General features: G+C 55.3%; 10 protein-coding genes. 3 read left to right on the top strand and 7 right to left on the bottom strand.

The window, feature by feature from the left end:
• Positions 1 to 207: 207 nt before the first annotated feature.
• Positions 208 to 1,005, top strand: a complete 798-nt coding sequence (locus tag B347_RS0113070) for an Abi-alpha family protein (RefSeq protein WP_019410151.1) — start codon at positions 208 to 210, stop codon at positions 1,003 to 1,005.
• A 143-nt stretch (positions 1,006 to 1,148) separates the two neighbouring features.
• Here B347_RS0113070 and B347_RS0113065 read toward each other — a convergent pair whose 3' ends face one another.
• The 7 genes from B347_RS0113065 to B347_RS0113035 form a co-directional block, all read right to left on the bottom strand.
• Entirely contained in the window at positions 1,149 to 4,271 is a 3,123-nt protein-coding gene (locus B347_RS0113065) for a type I restriction endonuclease subunit R (RefSeq protein ID WP_026014165.1), read from the bottom strand.
• A 224-nt stretch (positions 4,272 to 4,495) separates the two neighbouring features.
• A complete protein-coding gene (locus B347_RS0113060) occupies positions 4,496 to 5,908 on the bottom strand; it encodes an ATP-binding protein (protein WP_019410149.1) in 1,413 nt (470 codons plus the stop codon).
• Positions 5,905 to 6,843, bottom strand: coding sequence for a COG2958 family protein (locus tag B347_RS0113055; protein ID WP_019410148.1), 939 nt, complete (start codon positions 6,841 to 6,843; stop codon positions 5,905 to 5,907). The genes B347_RS0113060 and B347_RS0113055 overlap by 4 nt, the downstream gene beginning before the upstream one ends.
• Position 6,844: 1 nt before the next feature.
• Positions 6,845 to 8,119, bottom strand: coding sequence for a restriction endonuclease subunit S (locus B347_RS0113050; RefSeq protein WP_019410147.1), 1,275 nt, complete (start codon positions 8,117 to 8,119; stop codon positions 6,845 to 6,847).
• Complete coding sequence (locus B347_RS0113045; RefSeq protein ID WP_019410146.1) at positions 8,109 to 10,058, bottom strand: type I restriction-modification system subunit M; 1,950 nt, start codon at positions 10,056 to 10,058, stop codon at positions 8,109 to 8,111. The genes B347_RS0113050 and B347_RS0113045 overlap by 11 nt, the downstream gene beginning before the upstream one ends.
• A gap of 103 nt (positions 10,059 to 10,161) precedes the next feature.
• Complete coding sequence (locus tag B347_RS0113040) at positions 10,162 to 11,943, bottom strand: N-6 DNA methylase (protein WP_019410145.1); 1,782 nt, start codon at positions 11,941 to 11,943, stop codon at positions 10,162 to 10,164.
• A gap of 13 nt (positions 11,944 to 11,956) precedes the next feature.
• Complete coding sequence (locus tag B347_RS0113035) at positions 11,957 to 12,214, bottom strand: DUF4258 domain-containing protein (protein ID WP_019410144.1); 258 nt, start codon at positions 12,212 to 12,214, stop codon at positions 11,957 to 11,959.
• Between the two features lie 801 nt (positions 12,215 to 13,015).
• Between B347_RS0113035 and B347_RS0113025 the strand changes: the two genes are divergently transcribed.
• Positions 13,016 to 13,255, top strand: coding sequence for a helix-turn-helix domain-containing protein (locus B347_RS0113025; RefSeq protein ID WP_019410142.1), 240 nt, complete (start codon positions 13,016 to 13,018; stop codon positions 13,253 to 13,255).
• 61 nt (positions 13,256 to 13,316) lie between these two features.
• Positions 13,317 to 14,501, top strand: a complete 1,185-nt coding sequence (trfA, locus tag B347_RS0113020) for a plasmid replication initiator TrfA (RefSeq protein ID WP_019410141.1) — start codon at positions 13,317 to 13,319, stop codon at positions 14,499 to 14,501.
• Positions 14,502 to 14,983 lie beyond the last annotated feature (482 nt).

Raw genomic sequence — 14,983 nt, 5'->3', positions numbered from 1 at the left:
CTGGACGGATCATTGATCCTGGGTAGAAGAGGTAGCTATAGAGGCATACTACCAATACCGAAAATCCATCTCCTGTTCCACAGAGATAAACCCCCGCGGATAGCTACTTAAAGTAGTTAGAACTAAGGGATTTATTACTCTGGTAAAAAATCATGATGATCGAAGGAGATCATTGCTTTTAGACTCATTAAATCAATAAGTATCCGTATGTCGGACGAAACTGAAGCGGTAACAGAAGCCGCTAAGGCTATACAGGAAGTCGCTATGGCCAGCGGCAATGCGATTGATGTCGTACGGAGTGCCGGAGGATTTCTAGACCGTGTTTTCGGCCGCGCAATCGAGGACACAGTCGGTTTGTACTGGACCGACAAGATCGCGGCAAAGCGCATTGAGGCCTCGATCTACAGTTGGGAGCGGCTGGAGTCATTGGTGCACAAAGCAAAAAGTCGGCTCGAAGAGAACGGTGTCGTCAACATCCGGGCTATTCCGCCCAAGGTAGCACTCCCCCTACTCGAATATGCAACTGTCGAGGATGAAGAAGATTTGCACACTCTATGGGCGAATCTGATGGCTACTGGAATGGATGCGAGCGAGGAAGGTATACACCGCAAGTACGTGACAACACTCGGCGAAATGACAGCCATTGATGCATTTGTCCTGTCCTCGATGTTCGAGGAAGCGGAGAAGGAAACCTCTAAAAAAGAGACCGGAGATTTGAGTCTTGCCTACGGTCCCGGCGTCGATGGTACGAACGCCCACGACCCTGTGTCAGTGATAACGTTGAATCGGCTAGGTCTTATCGAACCCGCTTACATCAAGTTCAAGACGTTCGAGCCTGGCGGACACGACGACCGTTATGGCGAATATGGTCCCTCTCAGGATGAGATAAGTTTTCCGGGAGATTTGTCGAGCGTCGTCATTACACGGTTAGGCTATGCGTTCGGGAGAGCGGTTGGTTTGACGATCTCAGGCGCGACCTCATCGCCGTCGCAGCCAAAAATATAGCGTACAGCCATTCTCCATTCGGTCGAGACATTCCGAGGCCACAGAAGTCTAAGTCAGGCGACACCTGTAGATTCATTGCCAGAGAAAAGGTGTCGCATGCTTCTGTCTCGCTGTCCCTACGGACAGGCTCGCTGAGCTCACGCCTATAGCCACGCCTCACAGAGCGTTTCCGCCTGGTTGAGCACTAACTGCGCCGCTTCCTCAGCTTGATCCGGCGGGTACTTGTACTTGCGCAGAATCCGTCGCACCAGGATGCGCAGTTTGGCCCTCACGCTTTCACGGCTGCTCCAATCGACACTGACGTTGGCTCGCAGGCTGGCGGTCAGTTCATGGGCAATTTTGGCCAGGATCTCGTCGCCCAGTTCGCGCACCGAGGCCTCGTTGTTGGCCAAGGCATCGTAAAACGCCAGCTCGTCATCGTTGAGTCCAAGCGCATCGCCACGCTGGCTCGCGGCGGCGAACTTCTTGGCCATTTCGATCAGCTCTTCGATGACCTGAGCGGTCTCGATCGAGCGGTTTTGGTAGCGTTTGATCACATTGGCCAGTAGCTCAGAGAACTTCTTCTCCTGGGCCAGGTTGGTGCTGTAACGGCTCTTGATTTCGCCTTCGAGCAAACGCTCCAACAGCTCGACCGCCAGGTTCTTCTCTGGAAGATTGCGTACCTCTGCGAGAAACGCGTCGTCGAGCAGGCCTATATTTGGTTTGTCCAGGCCCACCGCCTCGAAGATGTCCACCACGTCGCCAGAGACCACGGCATTGCCGATGATCTGGCGAATGGCCAACTCGCGCTCTTCGTCGGTCTTTTTCTGCTGACTCACTTCACGCTTGATCAAGATCACCTTGATCGCCTGGAAGAATGCCACTTCCTCCCGTACGGCCTTGGCTTCATCCAAGGTGCAGCATAGGGTGAAGGCCTTGCTCATGGCCAGCGCGGTGTCAGCAAAGCGCTTCTTGCCGTCTTCCAAGCCCAACACATGGTTGGCTGCCCCGGCCAGCAGCTTGTGTCCACCGGTGAGAAAATCGCTGTAATCGAAGCCATGCAGTAGGCTGCGCAGGACGTCGAGTTTCTCCTCCAGCACTGAATAGGCTTCATGGGCATCCACGGTTGGCCGCCCTTTTCCCTTGCTGCCGGTGTACTCCTTGAGCGCCGCTTTTAGCTCATTGGCGATACCGATGTAATCCACCACCAGGCCGCCTTGCTTGTCCTTGAACACACGGTTGACCCGGGCAATGGCCTGCATCAGGTTATGGCCCTTCATGGGCTTGTCCACGTACAAGGTGTGGACGCAGGGCGCATCGAAGCCGGTCAGCCACATGTCACGGACGATCACCAGCTTGAGCGGATCGAATGGGTCCTTGAAGCGCTTTTCCAGGCGTTTTTTGAGTTGTCCAGAATAGATGTGCGGCCGCAGCAAGGCCTTGTCTGAGGCACTGCCGGTCATGATGATCTTGATCGCACCTTTCTCCGGATCTTCGTCGTGCCACTCCGGACGCAGGGCGACGATCTCGTTGTACAGGTGCACACAGATCTCGCGGCTCATGGCCACCACCATGGCCTTGCCGGGCATCTGCCCCATGCTGACAAGCCCCTGATTACGCTCCTCGAAGTGCGTGACCAGATCAGCCGCCACGCTGTGGATCCGCGGCTCAGCCCCGACCACCTTTTCCAGTGCGGCCCAACGGCTTTTCAGGCGCGACTGCTGGTCGTCCTCTTCATCTTCGGCCAGTTCATCGACCTGATCGTCGATCGCGGGTAGCTCGCTGTCTTTCAAGGACAACTTGGCCAGACGCGATTCGTAGTAGATGGCGACGGTTGCACCGTCTTCGGTGGCTTGCTGCATGTCGTAGACGTGAATGTATTCACCGAAGACCGAACGGGTGTCGCGGTCTTCGCTGGACACCGGGGTGCCGGTAAAGGCCACGAAAGTGGCGTTTGGCAGCGCATCGCGCAGGTGCTGGGCATAGCCCACTTGGTAACGGGTCTGGCTCTCGGCGGCCTGCAGCCCCTCCGACGTTTTCAGCTCGGCGCCAAAGCCGTATTGGGTGCGGTGCGCTTCGTCGGCGATGACCACGATATTCGAGCGGTCGGACAGCACCGGAAAGGTGTCTTCATCCACCCCAGGCATGAATTTTTGGATGGTGGCGAAGACAATACCGCCACTGGGGCGGTTGGCCAGCTTGGTGCGCAAGTCACCGCGTGACTCCACTTGGACGGGCTGTTCGCGCAGCAGATCCTGGGACAACGAGAACACTCCGAACAACTGGCCATCCAGGTCGTTGCGATCGGTGATCACCACGATGGTTGGGTTCTCCATCGCCGCTTCCTGCATCACCCGGGCGGCGAAACAGGTCATGGTGATGCTCTTGCCCGAGCCTTGGGTGTGCCAGACCACTCCGCCCTTATGGGTGCCGCCGGGACGCGAGGCGGTGACCACCTGCTGAATGGCGGCGCGCACGGCGTGGAATTGGTGATAGCCGGCAATTTTCTTTACCAGTCGGCCGTCATCCTCGAACAACACGAAGTAGCGCAGGTAATCGAGTAACATCTTCGGTGCCAGGGCACCACGTACCAAGGTCTCTAGTTCGTGGAATTGACCCAGCGGGTCGAGATCCTGGCCGTCGATGGTGCGCCAGTTCATGAAACGTTCGGCATCGGCCGATAACGAGCCCATTTGGGCGTCGCTGCCATCGGAAATCACCAGAATTTCGTTGTACTGGAACAGGTCCGGGATCTGCTCCTTGTAGGTCTGGATCTGGTCGAAGGCTTTGCTCAGATCGGCCTTCACATCGGCCGGGTTTTTCAGTTCCAACAACACTAACGGCAGGCCGTTGACGAATAGGATGATGTCCGGACGCCGGGTATGTTTCGGCCCCTGGATGCTGAACTGATTGATCGCCAGCCAGTCGTTGGCTTTCATCTCAACCCAGTCGATCAGGCGCACAAAATCGCCACGGGTTTCACCGTCTTTTTGGTACTGCACCGGTACGCCACTGACCAACAGGCGATGGAACAAGCGGTTGGCCGACAGCTGTACCGGCAGGCCCAGTTCGAGCACCTGCTTGAGCGCATCTTCGCGTGCGACCAGCGGCACCTTGGGATTGAGCTTGGCCATGGCGCTGCGCAGACGCTCGACCAAGACTACCTGACGGTAGTTGTCACGCTCAGGGCTCTCGCCATCATAGGCGATAGTCGGCCCGTACAGGTGGGTGTAGCCCACCTCTGCCAGCCAGCTGAGGGTTTCCTGTTCCAATTGGTCTTCGGTCATTACGGCATCAATCCCTTTTAAACCCTCGAAATTGGACAGCGGCTTGCTGCCCAATTAAGTATTCCACCCCGCCTCATAGGTCGGGCCGTCTACTTGTTCGTTTACTGTGTCGGTCTACGGGCGGCAGGCTGTACCGACAATAGCGATTAAATAAGCCGAGCCCATGGCTAGAAGCCTACAGCGCGGCTGCCCGCTCTGACTGACGTCAGCGATTAAATGAAACCTCACACCCAGAAAGGTACATATTTCGAGTAGCGCTTGGAGGCGTTTTCCGGATCATCGAGCTTGATCAAGCCCTGGCCCACCGTGGCCGCAATGATTTGTGAAACGCTCGCGATTTTGGCCCGGGTGTCTTCCAATTTGAAGCGCTCACGTAGGCTCTGATTGGTCATTTTCTCGTTGCTGACGTACTTGAGGCAGCAATGGAGATAACACGCTCTTACGCGCTCGATCGGCTCCATGTCAGCGAAATCTTTGTGTGCATACAACGCTACCGTGGTGTGTAGAGTGGACACTCGCACATAGGGTGGCGGCAGTTGGTAGTACTCGGTGCTGAATACCACCTTGTCGATGCCACTGCCTTTTTCTTCGCAGATGCCCATACGGCGCATCAGATCCGCAAGCTTCTCATTGCGAGACTTGTACTCGTCGACGAAGCGCTCGGTTGGAATCAGAGGTTGACCTGGATTGGTGATCTCAACGCGGTCGGTGTAGATTTCGACTATTACCGAGCCGCCTGTCTCATCAAGGTCTTGATGTACTAGAGCGTTGGCAATGAGCTCGCGAATGGCCAGCTCCGGAAACATGCGAACTTCTTCACGCAGCGCCTGCCCGATCACCTCGTTCATGGGTAACTGGCTGTTGACGTAGCTGATCAGCCCCTCGAAGCCAACCGCATAGCCTTTTTGGCCGATGAGGTCGCGCTCGGTCTCCAGCTTATTTTTCCCTTTGTATTTCACTACGCGAACAGCCTTGCGCTGCAACGATTCGAACTCGCGCAGATCTTTGGCCAGCAGTAAGGCGCCAAGGTTGGTGATTCGGTATCCCATCCCATCAGCTCTTACTAGCTTCTCGCTTATCAAGCGGGCAAGGATGCCTTCTCGCGTAGCTGGGAGCGGCATTTTCAACAGGTCGAAAAATGTCTGCACATCCAGCAAAGAAATAAGGACATCGGCATCAATCAATTGAGAGGCATCACCTGTCAGGAATCCCGGCTGCCCCTCAGCAAAGATCCGCTTCAGCTGATCCGCCGTCATCGGCACCAGGTCTTCCCCGGCCCGCATCAGATAGGCACCGTCGTGATGCAACGGCTGGCCGATCGGGCGTGTGGGAATTTCGAAAACCAGCACGCGGCCATCTGGATGTTGCAGCTCGTGAACATCAACCCGGATGCGTAGAGCCTCAAGAAGCTTTGCCTTGATTTGCCCAGGATTCGGGAACGCCACAGTGCCAACCACCCGGCGTGGCGGTTTGTCACTGACCCCGAGTACCAGATAACCGCCGCCTTCGTTGGCCAGGGCCACGCAATAGCGAAGCAGCTTAGTGCTGTCGTATTGCTGCTTGGCTTCCTTGAACTCCAAATGCTCGGTTTCAGGAGCTCCGGCCAGCCAGTGCTCCAATTGTTGGGATGAAATCATGCGGTGACCTCCCACTCCTTGGCCGATAGTTCGCCGGTCTGGTGGAAGCGACGTATGCGGCCGATGAACTCGGCGAAGTCGCCATTCTCTTCAGTCAGTCGGTTACACATATCCCAGTCGATTTCGCTGCGTTCGCGAGCCGGGATCAGAATCTGGCTTTCCGTGGGACTGTGTACGTCGAGCTGAATCACACCAATGCCATGAGCGGCAGCGAGCATGCGTAACTCTTTAAGCGTGCCGTCGCCCTCCACCGTGGCTGCCACCAGGTAGCCGAAATGCGCCCAAGAGGAGTTGGACACGGCCTGGAAGAAACTCTTGCGCGCATTGGAACGGTTGAGCAGCAGCTTGACCTCGAACGACCACAGTCGAGCACGACGCTCGCCCAACACGCGGACGCAGTCACGCAAGTCGAGCGTCCAGTCGGCAGTCAGGTCTTCTAGGCCTACCAGGTCCGGATGCAACCATTCGTTGCCACCGCTGCCAGCACGGTTGGACGAACGCTTTTCGTTGATCCGCATGGCGTACACGCGCTGCTCGTCCGTCAGCAGGTATTCCGCCAGAAACGGATAGAGCGCATGCTCACGCAACGGCGAGGGTTCAGGCAGGTCTGACGGTATCAGTGTGACCCCTTCAGCCGCCGCCACCTCCGCGTTGGCATCCATGTCCGACCAGTAATAGTGACGTGGCCGTCCTTCGGTCGTTTTCAGTTGAGGGTGCATCTGCTGCCAGCGTGGGCGTGAACCAGAGATTTCCGCCACCAGTTGCTGTACCAGGTCATTGTCGGTCTGGATGTAGCTGGCACTGCCCTCTTTCTTGACCGCGCATTCTGCAGGAAACTGCTCAAATATCCATTGCGCTAGTTCGCGGGCGGTCTGCTGGGTATCCGTCAGGTTCTGCAGGCGTTCGATGACACGTTGACGGAGGTTCAGAGCCATATTAGACAGCCTCCGACAACATATTCTCGACGGAGGCTTCCACTTCCGGCAGGAGCAGCTGGCCAGAGATCAGGCGAGGCAGCAGGGTATCGCGGAGTTGAGTGAGGGTTTGGGCTTGGCAATTATTTTGTTCGATCTGATCCTCAATCAAACCAGCAATGCTCTCGAAGCATGTCACGACACTTTCAGTCGGAACCAAAATCTTGAATACTTTCAAATTATCAATCGTGACTTGTGGTTGAGCAGATCCTGTCACGTACGGAACCAAATCAGAATTCTTCATGAACCCTTTCAAATAGCTAAACGGAAGATTTTTGGTTTTCTCAAGTATTAGCGAGTTATTCGTAACGAAAGCCTTAGGAGATGACTGATTTATTTTTCCTGACGCTGCACCACGACAAGCCACAATCACTTGGCGCGACTCGTACAGATACTCACTGAAAAATCCGATCTGTCCGTTTCCACCAAATACGGGAAATCCTTCCTCTAGCAGCCTCGTTGTTGGCAGGTTTTTGCCATAAGCAATTCTGAGTTCATCGCCAATTTGCCCAACTCTCCATCCTCTCGGTACCAATCCCAATTCGGATTCTTCAAAACTGTCGGGAAACAGCGCCGCGGTGATGGCATCCATGCCTTCCGGCTCTAGACCTTCGACCTTGGCGCGCACGGGGTCGAAATTGACGAACCAGGATTTGAAAAGTGCCCGAGCGATAGCTTCCAGGGTGGCGTTGGTATCGCGCAGCAGGGAGATACGGTTATCGAGAGCGGAGAGAATATCGCTAATTGCGCTCTGCGTAGCAAGTGATGGATAAGGAACCTTGAAGTCCTCGATCATCCCTTTGGTTAGAGCGCTCCGCGTTGCACCTGCTCCTGCCAAACCAAGCATCAAATTTTGTTGGTACGGTGAAGCAAGGAAGTAACGAAGGAACCGGCTATCCAGAGTTTTAGAGGCCGGACGGATGATTGCAACGTGTTGATTGACTCGTGCGGGTAAGTACTGAGCAAGAGCTAAGCAAACTCGAGCGACGGAGTCACCGGTGATGTTGAGTAGTACATCGCCTTGCTGGACGGCAACGCCATCTAATTTCTGCGCTTGATCATCACTTATGAAAACCAAGCCGGCAGGATAAAAACCATCGTTGTAAATATTTTGGCTCCGAATCAATCGATAGGGGCCAACTTCCAGGTAAGCATCTTTCCCACCTTTGGGCGTCGCGCCGCTGCCGATTTTCTCGCAACAATCTCCTAAGCGAACCCAATTCCACTCAGTACTCATAGCCCAGCCCCCCCAGCTTCTGGCGGATCAACTGGTCGAGTTCCGTGCCTTTGGCAATTTGCTCTCCCAGCAGGCCGGTGAGGTTCTGCATCTTGTCGGCAAAGGCTTCATCGTCGTCCTCGACCGCCTCGGTCCCAACATAGCGGCCTGGGGTGAGTACATGCCCGTGCTCGGCGATTTCACTGAGGGTGACGCTGCGGCAGAATCCAGCCACATCGGCGTATTCGGAAATATCACCGCCGACATCCAGCGGTACTCCGCGCCAATTGGCCACGGTCTGCGCGATGCGCTCGATGTCGCTGTCGAGCAGCTCAATTTGCACCCGGCTGACGTTGGTACCGAGCTTACGCGCGTCGATAAATAGTACCTCGCCGGGGCGGGCAACTTTCTGTTTGGCCAAAAACCACAGGCAAGCCGGGATCGGTGTATTGAAAAACAACTGACCGGGCAAGGCGACCATCACTTCCACCACGTCGGCCTCGACCATGGCCTTGCGAATGTCACCTTCGCCGTTCTGGCTTGAACTCATAGAACCGTTGGCCAACACGATGCCGGCGCGGCCACTGGATTTTAGGTGAAACAGCATGTGCTGCAGCCAGGCATAGTTGGCATTACCTTGCGGCGGTGTGCCATACACCCAACGTGGGTTGCCATCAAGACTGCCGTGCCACCAATCGCTGATATTGAACGGCGGGTTGGCCAAGACAAAGTCAGCACGCAGATCCGCATGCTGGTTACGGATGAAGGTGTCGGCCGGCTCACGGCCGAGGTTGAAGTCGATACCACGGATGGCCAAATTCATCGCGGCCAGCCGCCAGGTGGTTGGGTTAGACTCCTGGCCGTAGATGGAAACGTCACCGAGTTTACCGCCATGGGCTTCGATGAACTTTTCCGACTGCACGAACATGCCGCCGGATCCGCAGCAAGGGTCGTAGACCTTGCCGTGGTGCGGGTTGAGCACCGCGACCAGGGTTTTGACGATGCTGGCCGGGGTGTAGAACTGCCCGCCCTTTTTGCCTTCGGCGCTGGCGAATTGGCCGAGGAAGTATTCGTAGACCTGGCCGAGCAGGTCGCGGGCTTGGTTGGCGTCGCCACCGAAGCCGATAGTAGAGATTAAGTCGACCAGCTCACCGAGCTTGCCGTCGGGTAGCTGGGCGCGGGCGTAGCGCTTGTCGAGGATGTTTTTCAGTGGCGGGTTTTCTGCTTCGATGGCGGCCAGGGCCTCGTCGATGCGTTTGCCGATGTCGACCTGTTTGGCAGCGGCGCGCAGCGACTCCCAGCGGGCCACTTCCGGCACCCAGAACACGTTGACTGCCTTGTAGTAATCGCGCTCTTCCAGTTCTTCGGCGAAATACGCGGGGTCGTCGCCGCCCAGGTAGTAGTCGTCGCTGGCATCGGCAAAACGACGTTCCAGCTCGGCGCGACGGCCGGCGAAGCTGTCGGAGATGTACTTGAGGAAGATCAGACCGAGAACTATGTGCTTGTATTCGGCGGCATCCATATTGGCGCGCATCTTGTCAGCGGTGGCCCACAGAGTTTTTTGCAAGTCCTGCAGGGTGCTGCTGGTCTGGCTGGATTCGGCGGCATTGCGGCTGGATTTCTTCTTCGCCGGCAGTTCTGGCTGATCCTCGGCATCATCCATATCGTCGATGTCCTGTTCTGGAGCAAAGCGCGCGAGAGCCTTACTCAATGCCTGTTCTGCCAGGCTGGATGGCGCTTGTTCTGCGCCATCGGTACGACGCACCGCACCGCCACGACCACGCCCCTTGGCCAGCAGGCCTTCATCGATCAGAGCATCGCGCACGGTCCAGAACACATCTTCGGCCAGCTGTGGGAACTGCCTGCGTAGCTGTTCGAGTAGCGATTGGTTGCCGATGGTACTGCCATCGCCGGGCACGCTAGTTAGAATGGCATCGCGTAGTATTGTTTGATCTGTCATGTACTGCTCCAAGCAGCAGAACATTGGAGGCGTCCTGCCGATGTAAAAAAGGGAAGTCTTTAACACTTCCCTGCGAAGAAACATGTCGCAGGGAGACTTTTGTTCAGGTCAGAGACCAAAGATCCGAGGCAAGCAATGATTGCTCTTGCCGGAGATGATTAATTTCTTTCTGCAGTCGAGCCTCTTTCTCGAGTGTTTCGATTGCCTGCTGACAGATCGCAGCATCGGGCAGCAATATTTCTAAGCGCTCCAGTTCGCGTAGCTGGATCAGCTGAATGGTGGCGCCCGAGACAATGCCACTAAGCAGTTCCCGGCCAAGTTCTGAGCGCAGCTGAAGGAACAGAGCACGAGGGTCAATCGGGTCTGTAGCGTCTGCACGCAGTACGATTGCTGACTGACCTGCAACCCAGCCATCAGCGCCAGGTGGTGGCACGTCATGCGGAACAATACCTACCTTACCGACACTGCCCTTTACGATGAGTACGATATCGAGCGGGCGGAGGAATTGCTTAGCATGCTTGGTTAGCGCGAACGGCTCAACCTTTAGCGCCCGTCCGGGTGTACTGATGTAGCCGTAAGGAGGCAAATCAGCAGCCCCGATCTCCCATACCCCAATACTGTCGTCATCTTGTGAAGTAACTGGCATGGGGCGAACGGTGCTGACTAGAGACTTGAGTACGACTGTCCTGGATTGATTCAGCAGGGCCTGCAGTTGCTTCGTTGTATCGGGCAGTACGTAACGACTGACCTGTAGCTGGGCGTCGTTTTTGAGCACGTCTTCCACAGAGGCGTGTACTTGGTTGTCTGTATCGGCATTGGATTCGATCTGTGTCACAAGCTTATCGACGTTGATCATTTGGCATTTAGCCTTGGATACCGACTCTCTGAAGTAAGCGGTGTCAGCGTTGATAAACTGGATCTTGTCGAGTCCTCCGGTGGGGTTAAGCACCAGAATGGAAAAGGCAATGTTGGTGTTTGCCAATAGACCTGCAGGCATGGAAATGACTTTTTCAACTTTGCCCTGCCGGACGAGATCCTCACGCAACGAGCGCTCAGCGCCCGCACTGAATAAAAGGCTGTTCGATACCGCGATGACCACGCGGCGCTTTGCTTGGCGGAGCAAATGGAGAATGGCGAGAACGGCACCCGAGGTTGTTTTTTCTGGGAATCGGCTAAACCAATCGTTATTTGTTACATCTGCGGAGTAGCGAATGCCCATAGGTGGGAATGCTACTGCGACATCGAACTGCCGTAGCTGACCATTCTCAACAGCTGAAGGGTTGCGGATCGGGTCTGCATAATGAACCTGGAATCGGTGATCGCTCAGCAGACTGATCAAGGCTGGAACGGCAGAGAGGATTGGGCTTTCTAGGTAAACATCAGTATCAGCACTGGTTACTGAGGCGGCTAAAGTCCCCCTGGAATCCCAAGGCACATAAACACCTTCCCCTGGTAGTCCCCCAGCTAGCCCAGCCAGTAGGGCAGTAACTTCCAGCGGAAGATCAGGTTCCTGGCTAAACTTTGACGATAAAGAACTGATTGCTCTAACAGGATCAAAGTTTTTCAGCATTCCAGCCTGATCCAGGCGCAATGCTAGGGTGAGCGCTGGCTGCAGTAACCGAGGGTCTAGACGTCCAAAATCGGTACCGTTCGCGAATGCCTGACCTATCAGGTCACCCTCTTGAGCCAACCGTGTCAGCACCTGGAGCAGCCTGCTTGGCTCGTCCAGTAATGTGGTGCTGAGACTCAGGTCGTCAGAAAGCTCACCTGTGCTGGAGAGCTTTACCCAAGCTAAAACCTGTAGGGCCAGTTCGAGCGATTTAGCTGAGGTGAGCTGAATCGCTTCGAGGCTTTCCTGCAGTTGGGTGATGATCTTCTCTTGCATAGTCGCTTCCATTTTAGTGCCGACGCGAATTGCAGTTATAGGTTGTGATCAGCGCATCGCCTTCGGTTACGACTGTTACACCACCTTTATCCAAAATCTTCTTCAGGACACGCATAGCTTGCTGAAGCTCGCGAAGCTGTTCCTGTGCCTCATCGCGACTCAGGATGAATTTGTCCTGCTTGGGCGTTCCGGAATCCAGAACCAGGTTCACCATTTCACGATTTATGCCGCGTTGAGCCATCCGTTGCTTCATGTGCTCTGTTGCGTTCATGTCTCCATCCTCCAAGCAGGTTTTATGGGAGACATACTCGCGCAGTTTTTTATTTCTGTCAAAAGGTAATAGATACCTTTTTTATTTTTTTGTTATTTTAATTGCCGTGGAGCGTATGGCTCGTGCCTAGCTAACGGGGGCTGAGCTCAGGAAAGGTTGTTTCGCACGATTGGGCGCGGTACCGGACAGTCGAGCTCTAACCCGCTGCCTCAAGCTAGTGCGCATGCCATGGTGCGTCGGCGCGCCTTGGCAGCCGGGATCCAGACGCTGATCGACAATCACACGTTTCGCGCCACCGGGATCACGGCCTATTTAAAAAATGGTGGCACCCTGGAAAACGCGGCGGCCATGGCCAACCATGCTTCGACCCGCACACCACCCAGATGTATGACCGGTGCCGGGATGACATCAGTTTGGATGAGGTGGAACGCATTAGGATATGAGGCCTGCAGGCAAAGCCTGTGAGCGAGTGCAACCCCAAGGTGCATGGTTCACGCCTTGAGGTTCCCTGTAGAGACCGTCAGCGGCTTGGTTGAGCATGGGTACGAATAGCTGAAATTTTCTCTTGGCGTTGCTGAGAGTTGTGAAGCCTAGTCGTGATGTTCTTTCGCAATTGCGTTGGCATAGCTGAGAGTATTTCCACCTATCTCAGTTCAAAGTTCTGCACTTTTTACGCGGTTACGCACTTTAATACTCACTTTTGGTTGTGGCATGAGTCGATTGACGTCCATTGGCATAGCTGAGAGGATAAGCGTGTTTTAAAGTGCAGAAGCGCTATTAAATACACACTTGAGGCTAACAATGGCTGATCCATCCCCTATTACCGCACGTCAATGTGCTGCGGCTCGAATGCTGCTGGACTGGACTCAGACCGACTTGGCTGAAGCGTCTGGTGCATCGAAACGGGCAATTAGTGATTTTGAGGCTGGGAAAAGCTCACCTCGCAGAGTAACGCTCGACGCAATTGAGGCCGCTTTCATTGTTGCCGGGTTGCGCTTGCTGGAATCGGGCGGTGTGGACGTTGAGCCCAAAGAAGGATAAGCAGGCCGGCTGAGATTGCGGCTCAGCAGGCCCAGCGCATGAGTGAAACTGAGGTTCACAGATGAGCGACGATATTGTAGCGAAAAGAGGCGGCGCCGCAGCACGCGTAGCTGCGATCGCCAAAAAGAACACCAGTAAACAGAAAACCGATAAAGCACAGCAACAGGGTCTGGCTCTGGCGCTCCAGGCCGAACAGGAGCTCGACTCCACCCCTCCTCAGATTGCCCTGCAACTCCCGCTCTTCCCGGGCGAAAAGTCGGCTATGCCACATAAGTGGACCCGATCCAGCCTGTTTATGTCGATTGCCGCTGGAAAACGTGCAAAGTACGTAAAAACCCGGCTGGCCAGTCGTGATGACCTAGTGCTGCTCTATACGGGCGAACAACTGGACATGGCCGACAACGATGTTTTCCTGCATGCACTCCGCCTCGCTCAGGGCCGTAAAGCCGGGGAACAGATTCATTTTGTGCGCAGCCAGTTTCTCCAGGCCATTGGCAGATCTCCTGGTACAACAAGCTACAAGTGGTTGAAAGACAGCCTGCAACGTATCGCCTCGGCGAGCCTCTTTATTGAGAACTCGGATGGCGACGGTAAAATGTTCCGGTTGATCTCAGAGTTGAGCTGGAAACGGAAGAACGAAGAGTTCTGGCTTGCCCTGGATCCTGAGATTGTCCAGTTCTTCGGTAAGCACGAGCTAGCTCACATCGATTTCCAGGCTCGACTTGAGCTCAAAGCACCCTTGGCGAAATGGTTGCAAAACTACGCTAGCGGCCATCGCATTGGCGACTGGCACCACGTCACCATCGAAAATCTACGTGTATGGAGCGGCGGCGGTGAGATGCGTAACTTCATGTCTAAAGGACGCGGTTTACCAAAAGCGCTTAACGAGATGGAGTCCGCCGGCATCATTGAGGAGTACGAGTTTTACGTTGCTAGGACCGCGGCAGGGCGCAACGAAAAGATGGTGCGTTGGTGGAGGCCAAGCGACTTTGCTAGGTGGTTGCAGGCATACGCTTTAGAACAGCCTACAGGGTGGCACCACGTTGATGTAGAGACGCTACGCGGACCGAGTAAGTACCGAACGCTTAAATCGTTCTTAGCGACCGGTAAAGGTCTCAGAAAGGCCCTCACCGAACTGGAGAAGGGGCATATCATCGAAAAACCAGAGATCTATACCGAGCGATCAGAAGAAGGTAAGTCGGTCATTCGTGCACGTTGGTGGCGGCCAGAAACAGCAGCAAGCTAGTTATTCACAAGCGTTGGCATAGCTGAGAGTTTTACCGTTGAGCAATTGGCACTACTGAGAAAAAATTTGGCATAGCTGAGAAAAAATTTGGCATAGCTGAGAATCGATTTTTCTGGAGCCCGCGTGGCTTAAGGCTTCCAGACGTTCCAAAACGGCTTAAACAGTTCTTAAACAGATATTTAAACCGGCTCAGCGCGTTTCGCGCAAAGCGCCGCCGCCTCCTGGGGGGCTCTGCCCCCAGCCGGCTCAAGCCCTCCCGGGCTTCGCCCGACCCGGCGGCCCCCCGGACCGTGCAACGCGAAATATCATCTCCCTAACGCAACATCGAAAAATGATCGCCTCGCGCACTTCGTGGCTACGCCACGGCGCGATTACGCGGGCTACTCGCCCGCACCCCGGCAAGGGCGAACCGCCCCTGCACCCGTATTCAAAAAACTACTCCCCCCGCCCCTCGCAAGCGAGGGGAGCCTCGGGGCGCCGAG

The sequence above is a fragment of the Pseudomonas psychrophila HA-4 genome (genome assembly GCF_000282975.1).
Taxonomy (GTDB): domain Bacteria; phylum Pseudomonadota; class Gammaproteobacteria; order Pseudomonadales; family Pseudomonadaceae; genus Aquipseudomonas; species Aquipseudomonas psychrophila_A.
The sequence above is the reverse complement of the archived record's forward strand: the minus strand, read 5'-3'. Positions and strand labels throughout refer to the sequence as shown.